Below are 19263 nucleotides of genomic sequence, written 5' to 3'. Positions count from 1 at the left end.
CCAATCTTTGTACTTAGTAATCAATGCGATAAAAATGATGACGTAGTTATTTGTTTGTGCACAAGTCAACCTCCCAAGTCTGAATTTGATGCGAAAGTTCAACTTAGGAAGGAAACTTATGTAAGAACCAATAAAATACATACGATTAGTAGAAGCCAACTATTATTTAAAATCGACCACCAGTTTAGACCGGGAGAATATGAAGAGTTAATTAATAAGCTGAAAAAAGCATTAAATTTAAAGGCGTAGCAACCTCTTAGAGGTCTATGTCTTTTGTATTTTTATTGTCCAAGGATAGTCCGGTGCGGCGAACGTGCTAAGATACTTCCTCTAGGCTTGGGTCGACGGGGATTGGTATAACGTAAGGGTTGTGGAGCTGTTTGTGTTTAAAACACAAAAACGCTTGGGTAAGAAAAAGCAGACAAAAAAAGAAAGCTGTTCAAGCTTTCCTTTTTTGTCTGCTTTTTCTTACCCGACTTGGGCGAAATGTTTACTAAATCTTTTCGTAAGACGGGATTTCTTGCGGGCCGCAAGGTTCTTATGAATTAAACCCTTGGAGGAGGCTTTATCCAAAGCACGAGCAGCCTTTTTCAAAGCGAGTGCTGCAGTCTCGGAATCTGTGCTGATTGATTCTTCGAAACGGCGAAGTGTTGTCCGTAAGGAAGATCTAGCTGAAGCATTCTTAATCGTGCGAGCTTTTGCCAACTCAACTCTTTTGATGGCGGATTTAATGTTTGGCACTAATAGTCACCCCCTTTGGTAATTATATTCCTCGGTTGTACACAAACTACATTTTAACATTTACATATGAATTTATCAAGGAAAATAAAGAGATAAATGATATATTAATAAATTTCATTTATTTTGTTTAAACTATGCTTGGAGTCTAAATGACGCTTTAGAAATAAAGCAGATAAAATGATTGGAGGTTTTGTAATGTTAGGTATGATCGTACGGTTTGTCGTTTCGGCTGTGGTATTGCTTCTGGTAAGTTATATTGTCCCGGGACTTCGAGTGGCTGGTTTTACAGGAGCCTTGATCGCTGCATTAGTCATTGCTTTAGTAGGTTATGCTGTTGAGAGAGTGTTCGGAGACAAAATCACGCGGACGGGACGTGGGGCGGTTGGTTTTATAACAGCTGCCGTAGTGATTTACATTAGCCAGTTTATTGTACCGGGTTCTATTTCAGTTTCCATTATTGGTGCGTTACTAGCATCGCTCGTTATCGGGATTGTCGATGTTTTCGTTCCTACAACGCTTCGTTAGCTTTAGCTTATATTTTTTGTTAGGAATTTAGACAGCTTTTCGGGCTTGCCATATAAAAAATGAAAAGTAATGTTCTACCTTGGACTTGTCTTTCATACTTCTTCATTAAGAGGAAGGGGGACAAGTCCTTTGTTACGGGAAGATTTTTATCATCGGCATAGCAAAAATAATTTTCGAATTTGGAATGTTAGAGAATGGGCTCGAGGGATGCTGCTAGGATTTGTAAGTTGTCTAATTGTTTTGAGTTTAGTTTATGCCATTCATAGCGGAAGTTCTCGCCAATTGGTTGGGTTTTTGTCCAAACAGTCTTTTCCATTTGAAGGGATATTGATGGAAGGGATTCCGGGCTATTCTCAGCCGGAACGATCACGCTTGGATCTAATAAGGAATCAATGTGCGGCGGTCGGAATGTTTTTATTAACAGGCGTTAATGTTGCAGACCCACGGACATTTTTTCTAGGCTATTTTTCCCCTCCTCCACAAGGCCCCGTGTGGTTAGGGTGGGCTTATAATCCTGATGATCCGGAGTTTGAGGGTCCTATTCTTGAACCAATCGAAAGTGACACGCCAAAAGCTGGAGAGAATGAGACTGAGGTTCCTTCGGTGCCAGCTCCGGTGGCGGGGGCAAAAGGAATTATAGTGGGAATTTATAATACGCACAACAGTGAATGCTATTCTGGTGATGGTGGACCTGAACGGCGGACAGGGGAAAACGGAGATGTCGTTACAGTAGGAGATTCATTAATGAAAGACCTTGAAAAGGAGGGAATTGGTGCAGTCCACTCGTCTCAAATACATGATGCCGTGGATTTCATGAAAGCGTATGGAAAGTCAGTAAAAACAGCCACACAGATGACCGAAGATTATCCTAATATGAAAATCCTGCTCGACATTCATAGAGATGGGTTCCCTTCCGGAGTTCCCAAGCGAACGGTTACAGTGAATGGGCGACAGGTAACGCAGGTGTTGGTGATCATCGGGAAGATGAATCCCCACTGGCAAAAAAATGAGAAATTAGCCAAAGAACTCATGGCTTTAGCAGAAAAAAAATATCCTGGGCTTTTTTCACCTAAAATTAGTTATGCTGCCGATGCTCGGTATAACCAGCATCTATCGAATGGCGGGTTGCTACTGGAATTTGGAAGCCAGTGTAATACGTTAAGTGAAGCGAATGGCGCAGCAGAAGCCGTGGCAGAGATTTTAGCGGATTATTTAAATAATAAAAAAGTGTCTTAGTCCAACAAGCATGCAAGTAAGAACCGTCCCCACTTGCACAAGAAACGCCCTCACTTGCACACGTATTTGCGTCAAAGACGCAAACAGTGCTCCGTGTGCGTATCAAAACCCCGTCGGACCCCAAGCTAGAGGAAGTTTCTTAGCTTAGAGAGCACTTTAGCGGAATTGCGTCAATGAGCGCAGGCGGTAAGGCGTTAAGAAACGCAACGGGACTTGTCCAAGGATGGACTGATGCCGCGGTGCCCGAAGACACTGTCTTCGCACGTATTACCCTTCTTGCAGGATGGCAAGGAGCGGCGCACATGCAGAAAGCCCAGAGGTTTTGCGTTTTAGCCTTAGCGACAAGCGAATAGCAAATGCAGCGTGTGCGAACATGCTAAGAAACTTCCTCCCTCTTTTACCGCCACGCGAAAGATGCTATAATTCGGAAGACAGATTAGGACGATGGGGAGAAGGGGTTAACTCATATGTCATCAACCAACCGTACGCTTGTAAAGGCAGCTGGGTTTTTAATGGCTGCTCAGTTGGCTTCGCGAATCTTAGGGTTTTTTCGTGAAACGTTGATAGCTGGCTTTTTTGGACAAAGTGGAACCACAGATGCCTATAACACCGCGTTTATTCTTCCGGATTTGTTATATTGGTTACTTGTGGGTGGAGTTTTAAGTGCTGCCTTTATTCCTGTCCTCTCTGAGTATATTGCCAAAGACAAAGAGGACGAGGGCTGGCAGGTAGTCAGTTCAGTGGTCAATTTGATTTTTCTTACTTTAGGAGTGTTTGTTTTTATCGGTTTGATTTTCACTCCCCAATTTCTCCATCTGGTGGTTCCGGGGTTTGAGAAGACTGGAAATATTGGTTTGGCGATTAAATTGACTCGAATCCTTTTGATCCAGCCTTTGTTTATGGCTTTAAGCGGATTGACCATGGGGGTCTTGAATTCTTACAAGATTTTCTGGCCGTCAGCGTTGGGTACTGTGCTTTATAATGCCAGTGTTATTTTTTTTGGAACGATTCTAGCCAACCCGGCCAAGCCTGATAGCATTTCGGGGTTTGCCTTTGGGGTCGTTGTGGGAGCGTTCGCAAGTTTTGCAGTTCAGATTCCTGCTTTGCGAAAAGTGGGAGTGCGTTATCATCCGCTTATAGACTGGCACCATCCAGGTGTCCGGCGGATAGGCGCTCTTGCTGTGCCTATCATTATCAGTTATTCTTTGAACTCTATCCAGGTGACGTTCAACAATAACTTTGGATCGTCGCTGTTTCCCGGGAGTATCACTGCCGTCTGGTATTCTTATCGCCTATTCCAGCTCCCGGTGGGTATTTTTGCGTTAGCCATTGCCGTAGCGACCTTTCCGACCATGACGGAGCAAGCGGCTTTAAAACAATGGGATAAACTCCGTCAAACGATATCGAGCTCTATTCGTATGGTTATTTTCATTACGCTTCCGATGTCAGTGGGTATGATTGTTTTGCGCTATCCTCTGATTCGTGTTTTGTTTCAGCATGGGCATTTTACGGCCCAAGACACCTTAACTATGGCAATTCCGTTGTTTTACTATGCTATTGGAATTTCTTCACAATCCGCGATTCAAATTCTCCCGCGGGCGTTTTATGCCCTTCAGGACACTTGGACACCAGTGATTTTGGGAATTATCTCGATAGTCATCAACATTGTAGCGATGTTTTTATTGATTCAACCACTGGGCATCGGGGGATTGGCTTTTGCCACGACGATTGCTGCTTTCGTGAACATGTTGCTTCTGCTTTACGTGTTACGTAAGCGTTTAGGGCAAATCGATGCTTGGAATATGTTATGGACTGGTCTGAAAACCTTGGCTGCCTCAATTATTATGGCCATTGTAATCGGGATGTGGAGTACATGGTTGACCGCTTTCATCGGCGAACGGATGCTGGCGTCGCTGATCGTCTTGGTCAGTGGAACAGCCATTGGGGTTGTTGTATTTGCCGGGGTGGCGAAGCTCTTGAGGATGGATGAATTCAAACAGACCATGGGTTTGGTGCAACGAAAGATTGGAACGCATTAAGTAAGAGGAAGAAATGAATACAGTATTTCAAGCAATAAAGCTTAGTTTACATAGTGACAAACGTAGAATTATCGGGTACTATAGTAATATCACTTAGTGATAAACATTCGGCAACGAAGCCGCCCGGATATCTTCTCTGAAAGAGATATCTGGCGGCTTTTTTATGTTGCTGTTGGAGGGAGGTTATATCTTGAGGGGTCCTAGTATGGAAAGAGTAAAACCTTCCTTAGAACGGTCAGCGATACTTTTAGCTTTGACAGAGACAAGAGAGGAAGAGGATAAGCTTAAGAAATCCCTTGTTGAATCTCATAATCTGCGTTGTGGCGTGACGGAACTTGGAGGAACTGTTGCCAATCTTCAACATACTGGAAAGTTAACGAATTCAGTTATGGCAACGGCCTTCAACACTGGTGTCATTCCAAAAGAAAATCGCAAGATTCATGCCTTGGTTCATGCTACTTTGGAAGCTAGCAATAGTATATTCATTCATACCAATAGCAACGCTAGTTTTGCTTTGAAAATCGGGTTAGTCACAGATTCAGAATGGCTTGCAGTTGCCATTTATGGTCGTTCTTCCCTCCATCCCCTTTTAGAACATGCGCGTGTGGGATTGGGAGTTATGCATCTTTGATAAGAGTCAGGTTAAGAGTGTGTGCTCAGGATTAGTGTAGTTGAGTTGTTAGAGTAGATAAACGGATAGAGTTGATAAACCATTAGTGTTGATAGAGTAAATGCATGTGATTAAAGTAATTAAAGTGTTTAAAGTGATTTAAGTGATTTAAGTGATTAGAGAACCTTGGGAAAGTCTAATAAACTAACCCATCCAGATAAGAGTAACTTCATAACCGGGCACCAAATCAGAGATGATTTGGAGCGGAAAAGTGTTTTAGAGAGCCCTTAATTATGTAAAATTAAGGGCTCTCTTTGTCTTTTTCTAACATCGCTAATTGAGGGAGGTGATGCGGTGGCATTTTATTCAAAGCTATGTGAAATTGAACACAATGAAACCAACTTAAATTTAAAGGAGGATGCACTATATGAAAATGATTAGAGCAATTGTAAGACCAGATAAAACGGAGGTTGTTGCTGAGGCCTTAGCACAAGCTGGAATGCCGTCGTTGACCAAAATGCACGTCTTTGGTCGTGGTAGAACAAAGGGTATTCGGATTGGTGATGTTGTTTATGATGAGTTTCCTAAAACCATGTTGCTGCTGGTTATTGAGGATGAAAAGCTCGATGAAGCTATTTCGGTAATTCTGGCAAATGCCAAAACTGGTACCATGGGTGATGGCAAGATCTTTGTAACTGAGGTTGAAGAAGCGTATACCGTGAGTAAAGGGGCAAAGGGGTTGTAGAAATGAAAGAAATAATGGCTTTTATTCGACGCCATCAGGTACCCGCTACAAAGAAGGCTTTCGAAGACGCAGGTTATCCTGCTCTGACAATTCAAAGTGTTGAGGGACGTGGGAAGCAAGGCGGAATTGGAGGATGGGCGGCTGAAGTCGACCCGGAATTGAATGCCGTTATGAGTAAAGAACTGGCGGATGATACCAAATTTAATTGGATACCTAAACGGTTGTTAACGATTGTGGTGCAGGATGATCAAGTGGATGAAGTGGTTGATGTGATTATTAAAGCCAATAAAACAGGGCATATGGGCGACGGTAAAATCTTTGTACTGCCTTTAAAAGAGGTTGTGCGAGTTCGTACTGGGGAAACCGGAAAAGAAGCGGTTATCTAGATTTAGTTTAAGTTATTTGATCTAGTTTAATTAAAGGAGATGTTTTGACATGAGACAAATTGCGATATATGGAAAGGGTGGTATCGGGAAATCAACAACTACCCAAAACACGGTTGTGGCTCTAGCAGAAATGGGGAGGAAAGTTACTATTGTTGGTTGTGATCCTAAAGCAGATTCCACGCGCTTGATTCTGCATAGCAAGGCTCAAACGACAGTTATGGATTTAGCTCGCGAAAGAGGGACTGTGGAAGATTTAGAGTTGGATGAAGTTTTAGTAGAAGGGTATTTAGGGGTTCGCTGTTCAGAGTCTGGCGGTCCGGAACCTGGGGTCGGCTGTGCCGGTCGGGGGGTAATCACAGCCATTAACTTCCTGGAAGAGAACGGGGCGTATACAGCGGATACCGATTATGTGTTCTACGATGTTTTGGGCGACGTAGTTTGCGGCGGATTTGCTATGCCGATCCGGGAAAATAAAGCGAAGGAAATTTATATTGTTACTTCGGGTGAAATGATGGCCATGTATGCTGCTAATAACATTTCCAAAGGTATTTTAAAGTATGCGACAACCGGGACCGTTCGCCTGGGGGGTTTGATCTGTAACAGCCGTGTAGTAGACAAAGAACTTGAATTAATTGAAGCCCTGGCCAAACGATTAAATACCCAAATGATTCACTTCATGCCCCGGGATAATGAGGTCCAACGTGCTGAGGTGCGCAAAATGACCGTTATTGAATACAACCCAACTCACAAACAAGCTGATGAGTATCGAGCCTTAGCCAAAAAAATTGAGGATAATAAAATGATGACCATTCCAACGCCACTTCCGATGGAGGAGCTGGAAGAGTTGTTGATGGAATACGGAATCATGGAAATCTAATATCCGCCAGCAATGGGGAAATGAGGAGGACAGCGTTTATGAGCATAAAGGAGACAATAGATTTCAGAAAACAAGTCGTCGAAGAAGTCTTGGAGCTATATCCGGAAAAGGCCAAAAAGAATCGGCGGCAGCATATTACGATCAAAGAAAATAATGAGTGTGCCAGTTGCGCAGTTAAATCGAATTCCAAAACGGTTCCGGGTCTCATGACCGCTCGAGGGTGTGCTTACGCAGGGGCTAAAGGGGTTGTTTGGGGGCCGGTTAGGGATTGCACACATATTTCCCATGGACCGGTTGGGTGTGGCTATTATTCTTGGGCTAACCGCCGCAACTTAGCAGAGGGAGAAATCGGTGTTGACAACTTTGTGCCTTTTTTATTCACCTCGGACTTTCAGGAAAGCGATATCATTTATGGCGGGGACAAAAAGCTGGAGAAAATTATTCATGAGATTGTGGGACTTTTCCCAAACACCAAAGGGGTTTCTATTCTCTCCGAATGTCCTGTCGGACTGATTGGAGATGACATTGAAAGTGTTTCCCGCCGTATGGCCGAGGAAATTAAGCTGCCCGTCATCCCGGTTCGTTGTGAAGGTTTTAGAGGAATTAGTCAGTCCCTGGGCCATCATATAGCTAATGACGCTATCCGGGATCATCTCATAGGTAAGGGACCGGGAAGAGAAGTTGGACCTTACGATGTCGGGATTATCGGCGATTATAATATTGGCGGGGATGCTTGGGCCAGTAAAAAAATTCTTGAGGAAATTGGCTTAAATGTTGTCAATATCTGGACGGGTGACTCCACGATCGAAATGCTCCAGAACGGACATCTTGTTAAGCTGAATTTAATCCACTGCTATCGCAGTATGAACTACATGGCCAGACATATGGAGGAAACTTATGGAACACCTTGGCTGGAATTCAACTTCTTTGGACCGACCAAGATCAGGGAGTCAATCTTAAAAATTGCTGCCATGTTTGACGACAGTATTATGGAAAAAGCCAAAACAGTCATCGAGAAATATGATGCCGAGATGCAAAAAGTGATCGATATCTACCGTCCACGTCTGGAAGGAAAAAAAGTAATGCTTTATGTCGGAGGCCTTCGTCCCAGACACGTTGTGGGAGCTTATGAAGATTTGGGCATGGAGGTTATCGGTACGGGCTATGAATTTGCGCATGGCGAAGATTATGACAAAAGCATGGCCAATCTCAAAGACGGAACATTAATTTATGATGATGTCACGGCAATTGAAATTGAAGAATTCGTGAGTAAGTTAAAGCCGGATTTGGTCGGATCGGGGATCAAAGAGAAGTATGTCTTTGAAAAAATGGGTCTGCCCTTCCGTCAAATGCACTCCTGGGATTACTCAGGGCCTTATCACGGATATCAGGGATTCCCGATTTTTGCCCGCGATATGGATATGGCTATAAACAGTCCTACATGGAAGGCTGTCAAAGCTCCTTGGACAAAATAAGTTGGGCAGAAAGGATGTAGCATATGGAAACTTGTATAAAAGGATCAAAAGAATGGCTTAATAGTATGGAATACCGGGAATTGAATTTTGCCCGTGAAAAGTTGGTCATCAATCCGGCCAAAGCCTGTCAACCCCTTGGCGCCCTGCTTTGTGCCCTAGGGATCGAAGGATGCTTACCGTTTGTGCACGGTTCTCAAGGATGCGCTGCTTATTTTCGCAGCACCTTATCCCGCCATTTCAGAGAACCTGTGGCAGCAGTCTCGGATTCGATGACAGAGGATTCGGCGGTCTTTGGCGGCCAGTCCAACTTAATTGAAGGTTTAAGAAATGCTTATGCGGTTTATAAACCTAAGGTTATTTCAGTATTTACGAGCTGTATGGCAGAGGTTATTGGGGACGACATCAAAGCTTATTTAGGGAATGCCAAGGAACAAGAGGCTATTCCCCAAGATTTAGCGGTGGCCCTGTCCAATACTCCGAGCTTTAAAGGTTCTCATATTACAGGGTACGACTCAACACTCAAAAGCCTGATCGAATGTTTAGCCAAACCTAGACAGGAAGATATAATCAACGACCGTCTCTACGTTGTCCCTGGTTTTGACACTTATCCCTCCAATCTGCGTGAATATAAACGCCTTCTCAAAGAAATGGATGCTCCTTTTACCCTTTTACCCGACAACAGTGATGTTTTGGATGCTCCTAATTTGGGTACCTACGAATTGTATCCGCCTGCCACGCCAATTGCAGAAATGAACGAAGCTTTAAATGCTAAAAGTTATTTATTCTTACAAGCCTATTCTACCTCGACTACCAGCAAATATCTCAACGGTAAGGGAGTTCCTGTCGAAACGATCCCCATGCCCATCGGGCTCTCGGGCACAGATAACTTTATCCAAGCCATTGCCAAATTCACGGGCAAAGAGGTTCCCCAGGAAATAACCATTGAGCGGGGACGTGCCGTCGATGCCATGACTGATTGTCATCAATATATCCATGGCAAGAGATTTGCCCTGTTTGGTGACCCGGATATCCTGTTAGGTCTCGTCTCTTTCCTACTGGAAATGGGCGGAGAGCCTGTACACATAGTCTGTACCAACTCCACTGGGCCTTTTAAGAAAGCTATGGAAAAATTACTGGCCGAAAGCCCTTATGGCCAAGGTGCTACCCTCTACCCTGGCAAAGACCTTTGGCATCTGCGCTCTCTGCTGGTCACAGAACCGGTGGATATGTTAATCGGTGATGGTCATGGCAAGTATGCTGCCCGTGATGCCAATATCCCATTGATCAGAGTAGGTATCCCTATCTACGACCGGGTGAACCTCCATCGCTATCCAATCGTTGGCTATTCAGGAGTTATAAACCTTGTAACCATGATCGTCAATACGTTTTTGGATGAGCTGGACAGGACTTCAACGGATGCCTATTTTGAATTAATGCGATAAGAGGTCAGGGGACACACCTCCTCAAAGAGAAGTAATGATAAGTGGCTCAGAGGAATGTCCCCAACGGAAGGGGGGTGCTTCATGTTTACCAATCTTACAAAATTGGACCTTAAAGATAAAAAGTGCATGTCCGATGCCGGTTCGCCTAAATTATGCATGAAGGCCCTGCCCGGTGAAGGCGCAGAGCGAAGTTGCGCTTATGATGGTGCTCGGGTCGTGCTCATGCCTATTACGGATGTTGCTCATCTTGTTCATGGTCCGATTGCTTGTGCCGGAAACTCTTGGGATAACCGAGGAGCCCGCTCCTCCGGTTCCCAGCTCTACCGGCGGGGATTGACCACAGATATCATGGAAAATGATGTGATTTACGGCGGGGAAGCGAAGCTGAAAGAGGCTATCCTGGAGATTGCGGCGAGACATAATCCCAAAGCTATTTTTGTCTACGCCACGTGTGTCTCCTCCCTGATCGGAGATGATGTCGACAAGATTTGCCGAGAAGCGGAAGCGGGGCTGACCATTCCAGTCATTGCAGTGAATTGTCCGGGCTTTTTGGGGGACAAAAATATTGGCAATCGGATTGCAGGGGAGGTTTTATTCGATCGGGTTATCGGTACAGGGGTGGGTTCTGACGAGAAAATACCCCTTTCTATCAACCTGATCGGAGAGTATAACATTGCCGGAGATCTCTGGGGAGTGTTACCGGATTTGAAAAACTTGGGGATCACTCTACAAACGGCCATTACCGGAGATGCTAAATTCGACGATTTACGTTCAGCCCATCGAGCAAGCCTTAATGTGCTGATCTGTTCCAAAAGTCTGACCAATTTAGTCAGGAAAATGGAGATTCGCTATAGGATACCTTTTATGGAGGGGTCATTTTACGGGATTCATGATACCTCGGAAACGTTAGTCAATATTGCTAAAGCGCTTGGTGATCCGGATTTACTGGAGAGAACGTTAGTTTATGTTCGCCAGAAGGAGGAAGAAACACGCAAGGTTATTGCCGGATACAAAAAGTTACTGGAGAATAAACAGGCCATCTTATTTACGGGAGGGGTTAAAACCTGGTCGATGGTTTCGACCTTGGCTGAATTAGGGATTAACATCTTAGCTGGAGGAACCCAAAACTCAACGCCGGAAGATTTCCAGCGCATGAAAGAACTCATGGATCCCTCAGCACAGATAATCGAGGACACGAGTTCAGCAGGTTTTTTGAAGATTATTGCGGAGAAGAAACCGGATCTGATAGTTGCTGGAGGAAAAACAAAATATCTAGCGCACAAAACAAGAACGCCTTTTTTAGATATTAACCATGGCCGAAAACTTCCTTATGCCGGTTATCAGGGGATGGTTACCTTCGCCGAGTCCTTAACGCGTACGGTGCTGAGTCCTGTTTGGGGGCTTTTAAAACAAGAATTTCCCCCGAAGGAGGGTGAGCTAGATGGTTAAAACAAGACATTATGACGGGAACCCGCAAAAAAACAGCCCTGCTTTGGGAGCGACTCTCGCCTACCTCGGCGTCAATGGACTTTTAGCTTTACTCCATGGTTCTCAGGGATGTTCTTCATTCATTCGGTTACAGCTTTCCAGGCACTATAAGGAACCAATTCCCTTAAATTCAACGGCTCTTTTGGAAGACACCGTCATTTTTGGAGGCTGGGAACACCTTAAGAAAGGTGTTGCTGTAGCAGCGGATAAATACAAACCTCAAATTATTGGCGTGATGAGTACTGGGTTAACGGAAACCTTTGGAGATGACATGGCTAGTGCCTTGACTAGCCTGCGTTTAGAAAGACCGGATTTAGTCGATTTGCCGGTTGTCCTGGCCAGTACACCGGACTATATCGGTTCCATGCAAGAGGGTTATCAACGAACGGTAGAGGCTTTGCTTACAACTTTAGCGGGGCAGCCAACTAAGACGTCCGAACAGTCTTATGCTGAGGAAGCTCCTTCCATTGCTTTGTTGCCGGGCTGTCATTTAACCCCGGGCGATGTTGATGAACTGAAAGAGATTGTCATGGCCTTTGGATTTAGGCCGATTACCATTCCTGATCTTTCAATTTCCCTGGATGGGCACGCCGAACTGGAGGCTGCGCCAGTGGTTCAGGGTGGCACATTGCTTGAGGATTTCCAGCGTTTGGCAAAATGCAGCGCCTGTTTATCGTTTGGACTAAGTATGGAGAAAGCCGGAGAAATCCTGAAGCAAACGCACGCAATTCCTCATTATAACTTTCCTTCAATAACTGGTCTCAAGGCACACAGATACACTCATTTTGACTCTCGTAAAGATTTCTGGACAGTTGATACCAGAAAAGATGCTCCGGCAAAGAAGCCGCTTGCTGGATACGCTGGCTGACTATCATGACCAACTGGGCGGACAAAAGATCGCTATCGCTTTAGAAATGGATCTTCTGTATAGTTTGGCTTCTTGCCTGGTTGAGGTAGGTTCCGAGATCTCGGTGGCTTTGGCTGCATCTCAAGGAGGCATCAATGAACTATCTCTACCGATTCCCATCGAAGTGGGAGACCTGGAAACACTTGAGGAAAGAGCGATGCATAGTAATTTAATCATTGCCAATTCCAATGGTCGTCAAGCCGCAGGGCTGCTTAAGATCCCCCATTTGAGAGCCGGATTGCCTGTTTTTGACCGTGTGGGCTATCCGCAAAAGAACTGGATTGGTTATGCAGGTACTCAACAATTTCTGTTTGACATGTTAAATTCACTAAGTTAAGGAGGGTATAGGTATGCTTATAGCCTTTGCCAGTAGCGACGGATTAAGTATTGATTCGCATTTTGCTTCCACCCCTTCGTTTGAACTGTATAAGTTTACAGGGGGAGAACAAGGCATTATCCACACATCCCTTGCTGCTGAAGACCTGGATGAATCGGTTGATAAAGTCTTTGCCCGAATAAACATGCTCAAGGAGTGTGCCATCGTTTATTGCACACAGATTGGCGGTCCCGCGGCGGCACGTTTAGTTCAAAGCGGTATTCATCCTTTAAAGGTGCCTGAAGGAACGCTTATTACTGATGAACTTGACAGAATGAACAAACTGCTGCTTTCCAAAAAAATGCCGCCATGGTTAGAAAAGAAAATGGGTAAGTGAAGGTTTGAATTTGAACATTGGAAACTGAGCGAGACCTGTACTAAGGAGGAGAAAAAATGAGTGAGGTACTAATTTACAAAACTTATGGCGGATTACCTTGGACTCCTAAATATGTTGAAGCGGTTGATCGTACTAAGTGTCTGGGATGCGGGCGATGTGTGAAATTATGTGTGCAAAAATGTTTAGGCCTGGAAAGTTTTGAGGATGATGAAGGGACAGAACGGCACGTAGCCATAATTGCTAATAAGGACCATTGTGTCGGTTGTCAGGCTTGTGGCAGCATATGTGTGCGCCAAGCTTATACGTTTAAGGAAAAATCGGCTTAATTATGTTATCTGCAAGACTTTACATCTGTAGGACTTTTTAGGGCGCAGCCAAGGGCTCGCGCAGGAGGTTCGAGCTTAGAGCATTACCAAGGATGGCAAGATGACGAAGTGACCATCTATTAAAAAACGAAACGATTGGAGGGATTGATATGCATAGCGAATGTACGCAAGGAAATATGAATACTCCCAACCTGAATCTCGGACATCCCTGTTTCTCAACAAAAGGGCATGGCAATACCGGACGGATACACTTGGCCGTAGCACCTGGGTGCAATATATCTTGTAATTATTGTGTGCGCAAATTTGATTGTGCTAATGAATCCCGTCCGGGTGTAACCAGTAAGGTGCAAAATTCAGAAGAAGCGCTTCAAACTGTCGTTAAGGCCAAAGCCTCAGATATTGGATCAAAGCTTACCGTTGTTGGTATTGCAGGACCTGGAGAACCTTTAGCCAACAGCGCGACCTTCGAAACACTGCGAGGGGTCAAAAAAATCTTTCCCGAGATGATCTTATGTTTAAGCACGAATGGCCTTCTCTTACCTGAAAAAATCGAGGAAATAGTGGATATCGGGGTGTCCCATGTAACGATTACACTGAATACTCTGGATGAGCAAATTGGTGCGAAAATTTACAGTTACATTCAGTGGGAAGGGAAAACCTTAATCGGTCCTGATGCGGCAAGGATCTTGATCGACAATCAACTTAAGGGGATTGAATTGGCTTCCAAGGCGGGGATGACCGTTAAAGTCAATACTGTGCTTATGCCTAATGTTAATGACCAGCTTTTATATAGCTTAGCTTTAGAGATTAAGAAAAGGGGCGCGCATATTCACAATATCATGCCCTTGATTCCTCAAGGAAAACTCGCTCACCTCAAGGCTCCAAGCAAAGAATTGCTAACAAGTAGCCGCAGCGTTCTTGGCGGAATTCTTCCCCAAATGAAACACTGTCAACAATGTCGGGCAGATGCCATTGGCTTGCTTTAGTATAGGAAGGGAGTTACTTTAGATGGAGCAAAAGGTATTGTTATGTGATACAACCTTGCGAGATGGTGAGCAAGCTCCTGGTGTAGCCTTTGGCCTACCGGAAAAGGAAATGATCGCGCGGGCTTTAGCGGATGCTGGGATTGATGAACTGGAAGTGGGAGTGCCGGCCATGGGTGAATCAGAGGTTAAAGCGATTTCTCACTTGGCTGCTCTCCATTTACCGGTGCGACTGATCACTTGGAATCGTGCCGTTCTTTCAGATCTCCAGGCCAGTTTCCAAACAGGGGTCGAGGGAGTCGCCATTTCCATCCCTGCTTCCGACCAACAAATTAAAAACAAATTGAGAAGAGATCGTGCTTGGGTTCTTGATCAAATGGGAGAATGTATCCTGAAGGCTAAAAAAGAAGTTGGCTATCTTGTTCTCGGTTTGGAAGATGCCAGTAGAGCAGATCTAACATTTCTCGCCGAGATATTGGCAGAGGCTCAGAAGCTAGGTGTTAACCGGGTACGCTTTGCGGATACTGTGGGAATTCTTGAGCCTCTTAAAATCTTCTCTACTCTGCAAGAATTAGTGAAAAAAACGACAGTACCTTTGGAATTTCATGCGCATAATGATTTAGGAATGGCTACAGCGAATTCTCTCGCGGCAATTCAAGCGGGTTTTAAAGCTGTAAGTGTAACGGTCGGAGGTTTGGGCGAAAGGGCCGGTAATGCCTCGCTCGAAGAGGTTGCAGTAGCGCTCAAATACAGTCTCAATAAAGAGGTGCGTCTTGAATTGAAGCGTTTAAATTCAATTTGTTTAATGGTAAGTTTAGCAACGGACCGCAAAATTCCCCGGGCAAAACCCATTATCGGAAAAGACGTTTTTACCCATACTTCCTCAATTCACATTGACGGGATACAGAAAGACTATGCCAATTACCAAACCTATCCACCCGAGAGCGTGGGCAGGGAGCATGCGACTTCCTTTGGTAAATACTCTGGTCGTAAGACGATCTTAAGGTTATTGAAAGCGAAAGGGATTGAATTGGATCAGGAAACGATTGATGACCTTTTAATAAAAATATTACAGCAGACCCATCAGCTTAAAAGGCCCCTGGATGAAGAAGATATTATGGAAATCGTAGTAAGCCCATGTTAGAACAAAAAGAAAAGTAAAAACCTCCTTGAAAGTTTAACAGCTTGAAAAGGAGGTTTTTTGGCGTTAAGGGGAACCAAATGACCAACAAGGCGATTAAAAAAACTCTTACTATTCCGAAGTGGTTGAACGATGCTGCCGAACAAAAGCATGTTAACTTCTCGCATGTTCTCCAAAATGCACTTAAGGACTATTTAGGAATTCACCAACAGCCTTAGGAAATGATGTACTGGGGCCCCTGACAGGGGCTCTTCTTTGATTAGGGCACCCATCCTAAAGCAGCATAAACTGGATTAAAAAATAGTCCTCTGGGTATGTAGGACAAATTACAGTTGCTAAAGGCTAGTTTATAGGGCGTAGAGAAGGTAGTTGGCAAGATTCTTGCAGAATTCCCTTGAATTCTGATATAATCACTCTTTAGGATGTATTTTACTCTGGTTTTAAGAAAATGTATTTCTGAATTATAGAAATGAGGGGGAAGACCTTGGCACAGGCTTCACAACGTATCCGAAATTTTTCCATTATTGCGCATATCGATCATGGTAAATCTACTTTGGCCGACCGGCTGATTGAATATACCGGGGCCTTAAGCAAACGAGAAATGGAAGAGCAAGTTCTTGATTCCATGGATCTGGAGCGCGAGCGCGGGATTACTATTAAATTGCAGGCTGTGCGGTTAAGTTATAAGGCCAAAGACGGAGAGGTTTACGAACTGAATCTTATTGATACACCGGGTCACGTGGATTTCACCTACGAGGTATCTCGTAGTTTAGCAGCCTGTGAAGGGGCCCTGCTTGTGGTCGATGCAGTCCAAGGAATTGAGGCTCAGACCTTGGCCAATGTGTATCTGGCCTTGGAAAATAACCTGGAGATTATTCCGGTTATTAATAAAATAGACTTGCCGAGTGCTGAGCCTGAACGTGTTCAGCAAGAAATTGAAGATGTCATTGGGTTGGACGCTAGTGAAGCGATACTTGCTTCGGCCAAGACGGGAATTGGGATTGAGGAGATTCTGGAAAGAATTGTCAAAACGGTCCCGCCTCCGCAAGGAGAAGATCAAGCTCCTCTGAAGGCACTGATTTTCGACTCGAAATTTGACGCCTATAAAGGTGCTATTTCTTATGTTCGAATTGTAGAGGGTAACATTTCCAAAGGGACGAAGATGAAAATGATGGCCACCGGTAAGGTTTTTGAAGTGACTGAGGTGGGTGTGTTTGCTCCTGCCATGCGTATTGTCGAGGAGCTTAAAGCCGGTCAGGTCGGATTTATCGCTGCCAGTATCAAAAACGTTAAGGATACCCAAGTCGGAGATACGATCACTGATGCTGAAAATTCTGCCGCTGAGCCACTGCCGGGTTACCGGCAGGCTACTCCCATGGTTTTTTGTGGCCTTTATCCGGTCGAAGCCAGCGATTATAACCGGCTGCGCGATTCCTTGGAAAAGCTCCACCTTAATGATGCCAGTTTAGTTTTTGAACCGGAGACCTCTGCTGCTCTGGGTTTTGGTTATCGCTGCGGATTTCTGGGGTTACTCCACATGGAGATTATTCAGGAACGCTTGGAACGGGAATATGATCTGAACTTGATTACGACGGCACCTAGCGTGATCTATAAAGTTCACACTTTGCAAGGAGAGGTTATTAGTATTGACAATCCTTCAAATCTCCCTTCTGTCGACAAGATTCTCAGCATCGAAGAGCCGGTTGTCAAGGCTACTATTTTAGTTCCCTCAGAGTATGTAGGGGCGATTATGGAACTCAACCAAGAAAAGCGGGGAACGTATTCTAACATGGACTATGTGTCCAAGAGTCGGGTGAAATTGATTTATGAACTCCCGCTCAGCGAAATTGTTTTTGATTACTTTGATCAATTGAAATCACGAACTAAAGGGTATGCCTCACTGGACTATGAATTGTCCGGCTATAAAGAAACGGATTTAGTCAAGATTGATGTTCTCCTGAACGGAGAAATGGTGGATGCCTTATCCTTTATTGTTCATCGAGCAAAGTCTTATCAGCGGGGAAAAAAGCTTGTGGAGAAACTTCAAGGTATCATACCGCGCCAAATGTTTGAAATTCCGATCCAGTCGGTGATCGGGAATAGGGTCATTGCTCGGGAGACTGTTCGGGCTATGCGGAAAGATGTTTTGTCCAAATGCTATGGGGGAGATATTTCCCGAAAGCGTAAACTTCTCGAGAAGCAAAAGGCAGGAAAAAAGCGCATGAAGCAAGTGGGCAATGTGGAAATACCGCAGGATGCTTTTATGGCGGTATTACAGATCGAAGATTGAAGATTGCAGTTCGAAGATTGAAGATTAGTTGAGCGACGATGGGAAAATTAGTTGATTAGTGATTAGCTGATTAGTCCGTTGGGTTGTCATTGGTAGGGGAAGGGGCACGATGTATAGCGTGCCCGCCTTAGAAGATTGATAGGGGCATATGCCTTACAGAGAGGGGATGCATGAAATATGCCTTCCTTATACGTACACGTTCCGTTTTGTGTTCAAAAATGTGACTACTGTGCTTTTTATTCTCATTCACTGGTTAGTTCCCCTGAGGATTTTATTTCTGTGTATTTAGAGGGCTTAGAAGTCGAAATGGCGAAGCGGCAAAAAGATGCCCCTCAGGGGGTATCTTCTCTTTTTATCGGGGGTGGGACACCCACGGTGTTAAAGGATGAAGAATTAGAGTGTCTAATGAAAATGATCCAGCGGTATTTTCAGATGAACTTAGGAGCAGAAAAAACAGTCGAAGGCAATCCCGGAACTCTGACGACTGAGAAATTGAATATCTTGCGCCGCTACGGGGTTAATCGTTTTTCACTCGGAGTCCAGGCCTTCGATGATGAATTACTGACGGGTGTGGGTCGTAGGCATACTGCCAGACAAGCGCGTGAAGCCATCCAGCGCCTGAGAACTGCAGGCTTTAAGAACATTAATCTGGATTTGATGTTTGGGCTCCCTGCCCAAGATATGAAGTTGTGGCGGGCTTCTATCGAGGAAGCCTTATCTTATTCGCCTGAACATTTATCCCTTTATGGATTGATGCTCGAAGAGGGTACGCCACTATATAAGCGCTATATGGACGAGACCAAAGAGGCCTCACTTCCTGATGATGATTTACAAGCAGAGATGCAGGAATGGGCTGTGGAACGGTTGAAACAAGCAGGATATAGACAGTATGAAACGTCTAATTTTGCCCGCCAAGGTTATGAATGCCAGCATAATTTAGGCTACTGGCGGGGGGCAGATTATTTAGGGTTAGGACCGGGTGGGGTGTCTTGCGTAAACAGGGTGCGTTGGAAAAACGTCGAAGAGGTGAGTGCTTATCGAGATCGCCTTCAAAAGGGGCAAGATCTTGTTGATGAAGAGGGACTTGAACTATTATCTTTGCAGGATTGTATGGCGGAGCGTATGATTCTGGGGTTGCGTCTCCAGGAGGGTGTTAATATTACATCATTTCGAAATGATTTTGGCGTAGATCTAAGGGATATTTATAGGGATATTTTGGAACGCTATAAACATAAGAATGTTTTTATGTTTCAGGGTGATTATTTATGTTTAAATCCTAAATTATCTTTTGTGGCTAATGGGGTTTTGCAGGAGTTCGTAGGGGGACTTGTATGACCCA

19 protein-coding genes and 2 pseudogenes are annotated in these 19263 nt (G+C 44.6%); 20 read left to right on the top strand and 1 reads right to left on the bottom strand.

Translation table 11 applies throughout. The annotated features are described in order from the left end of the window. A partial coding sequence (locus DSBG_RS23430) for a hypothetical protein (RefSeq protein WP_207647259.1) occupies positions 1-249 on the top strand: 249 nt, incomplete at its 5' end. A gap of 219 nt (positions 250-468) precedes the next feature. Here DSBG_RS23430 and rpsT read toward each other — a convergent pair. Continuing rightward, on the bottom strand, positions 469-741 hold the full coding sequence (gene rpsT, locus DSBG_RS19225) for a 30S ribosomal protein S20 (protein WP_009622090.1): 273 nt from the start codon (positions 739-741) through the stop codon (positions 469-471). A 195-nt stretch (positions 742-936) separates the two neighbouring features. Here rpsT and DSBG_RS19220 point away from each other — a divergent pair, with 195 nt between their 5' ends. The 19 genes and pseudogenes from DSBG_RS19220 to hemW all read left to right on the top strand — a co-directional run bounded on the left by DSBG_RS19220 (position 937) and on the right by hemW (position 19259). Next, entirely contained in the window at positions 937-1266 is a 330-nt protein-coding gene (locus tag DSBG_RS19220) for a phage holin family protein (RefSeq protein WP_068966281.1), read from the top strand. Between the two features lie 129 nt (positions 1267-1395). Next, entirely contained in the window at positions 1396-2502 is a 1107-nt protein-coding gene (gene spoIIP / locus DSBG_RS19215; protein ID WP_068966279.1) for a stage II sporulation protein P, read from the top strand. Between the two features lie 173 nt (positions 2503-2675). Further along, a complete protein-coding gene (locus DSBG_RS19210; protein ID WP_068966278.1) occupies positions 2676-2855 on the top strand; it encodes a hypothetical protein in 180 nt (59 codons plus the stop codon). A gap of 114 nt (positions 2856-2969) precedes the next feature. Beyond that, positions 2970-4541 carry a murein biosynthesis integral membrane protein MurJ gene (murJ, locus tag DSBG_RS19205; RefSeq protein WP_068966276.1) on the top strand — a complete coding sequence of 524 codons (1572 nt, stop codon included), beginning with the start codon at positions 2970-2972 and terminating at the stop codon, positions 4539-4541. Positions 4542-4746: 205 nt separating this feature from the next. After that, the gene (locus tag DSBG_RS19200) at positions 4747-5172 is read left to right on the top strand and encodes a HutP family protein (protein WP_009618736.1); all 426 of its coding nucleotides are present in this window, start codon (positions 4747-4749) and stop codon (positions 5170-5172) included. Between the two features lie 406 nt (positions 5173-5578). After that, the gene (locus DSBG_RS19195; RefSeq protein WP_068966274.1) at positions 5579-5896 is read left to right on the top strand and encodes a P-II family nitrogen regulator; all 318 of its coding nucleotides are present in this window, start codon (positions 5579-5581) and stop codon (positions 5894-5896) included. Positions 5897-5898: 2 nt separating this feature from the next. Further along, positions 5899-6282 carry a P-II family nitrogen regulator gene (locus DSBG_RS19190; RefSeq protein ID WP_068966272.1) on the top strand — a complete coding sequence of 128 codons (384 nt, stop codon included), beginning with the start codon at positions 5899-5901 and terminating at the stop codon, positions 6280-6282. A gap of 49 nt (positions 6283-6331) precedes the next feature. Then, a complete protein-coding gene (gene nifH / locus DSBG_RS19185; RefSeq protein WP_068966270.1) occupies positions 6332-7159 on the top strand; it encodes a nitrogenase iron protein in 828 nt (275 codons plus the stop codon). 38 nt (positions 7160-7197) lie between these two features. Beyond that, entirely contained in the window at positions 7198-8634 is a 1437-nt protein-coding gene (gene nifD / locus DSBG_RS19180) for a nitrogenase molybdenum-iron protein alpha chain (protein ID WP_068966268.1), read from the top strand. A 23-nt stretch (positions 8635-8657) separates the two neighbouring features. Further along, positions 8658-10076 (top strand): nitrogenase molybdenum-iron protein subunit beta, encoded by a 1419-nt coding sequence (gene nifK, locus DSBG_RS19175; RefSeq protein ID WP_068966266.1) that lies wholly within the window; start codon positions 8658-8660, stop codon positions 10074-10076. Positions 10077-10157: 81 nt separating this feature from the next. Continuing rightward, positions 10158-11525 (top strand): nitrogenase iron-molybdenum cofactor biosynthesis protein NifE, encoded by a 1368-nt coding sequence (nifE, locus tag DSBG_RS19170; RefSeq protein WP_068966263.1) that lies wholly within the window; start codon positions 10158-10160, stop codon positions 11523-11525. Then, positions 11518-12808, top strand: a pseudogene (gene nifN / locus DSBG_RS19165) (nitrogenase iron-molybdenum cofactor biosynthesis protein NifN). Before nifE ends, nifN begins: the two are co-directional and overlap by 8 nt. Before the next feature lie 13 nt (positions 12809-12821). Next, the gene (locus DSBG_RS19160) at positions 12822-13184 is read left to right on the top strand and encodes a NifB/NifX family molybdenum-iron cluster-binding protein (protein WP_068966262.1); all 363 of its coding nucleotides are present in this window, start codon (positions 12822-12824) and stop codon (positions 13182-13184) included. 56 nt (positions 13185-13240) lie between these two features. After that, positions 13241-13510, top strand: coding sequence for a 4Fe-4S dicluster domain-containing protein (locus tag DSBG_RS19155; RefSeq protein WP_068966259.1), 270 nt, complete (start codon positions 13241-13243; stop codon positions 13508-13510). A 149-nt stretch (positions 13511-13659) separates the two neighbouring features. Next, positions 13660-14496 (top strand): radical SAM protein, encoded by an 837-nt coding sequence (locus DSBG_RS19150; RefSeq protein WP_068966258.1) that lies wholly within the window; start codon positions 13660-13662, stop codon positions 14494-14496. A 22-nt stretch (positions 14497-14518) separates the two neighbouring features. Continuing rightward, the gene (gene nifV, locus DSBG_RS19145; protein WP_068966255.1) at positions 14519-15637 is read left to right on the top strand and encodes a homocitrate synthase; all 1119 of its coding nucleotides are present in this window, start codon (positions 14519-14521) and stop codon (positions 15635-15637) included. A gap of 83 nt (positions 15638-15720) precedes the next feature. Then, positions 15721-15852, top strand: a pseudogene (locus tag DSBG_RS22095) (type II toxin-antitoxin system HicB family antitoxin); the annotation flags it as partial. A gap of 266 nt (positions 15853-16118) precedes the next feature. Then, on the top strand, positions 16119-17924 hold the full coding sequence (lepA, locus tag DSBG_RS19140; protein WP_068966253.1) for a translation elongation factor 4: 1806 nt from the start codon (positions 16119-16121) through the stop codon (positions 17922-17924). Between the two features lie 177 nt (positions 17925-18101). Next, positions 18102-19259 carry a radical SAM family heme chaperone HemW gene (gene hemW, locus DSBG_RS19135; RefSeq protein ID WP_068966251.1) on the top strand — a complete coding sequence of 386 codons (1158 nt, stop codon included), beginning with the start codon at positions 18102-18104 and terminating at the stop codon, positions 19257-19259. The last annotated feature ends 4 nt before the right edge of the window (positions 19260-19263 follow it).

It is taken from the genome of Desulfosporosinus cupriresistens (assembly GCF_001707885.1).
Taxonomy (GTDB): Bacteria; Bacillota; Desulfitobacteriia; order Desulfitobacteriales; family Desulfitobacteriaceae; genus Desulfosporosinus.
The sequence above is the reverse complement of the archived record's forward strand: the minus strand, read 5'-3'. Positions and strand labels throughout refer to the sequence as shown.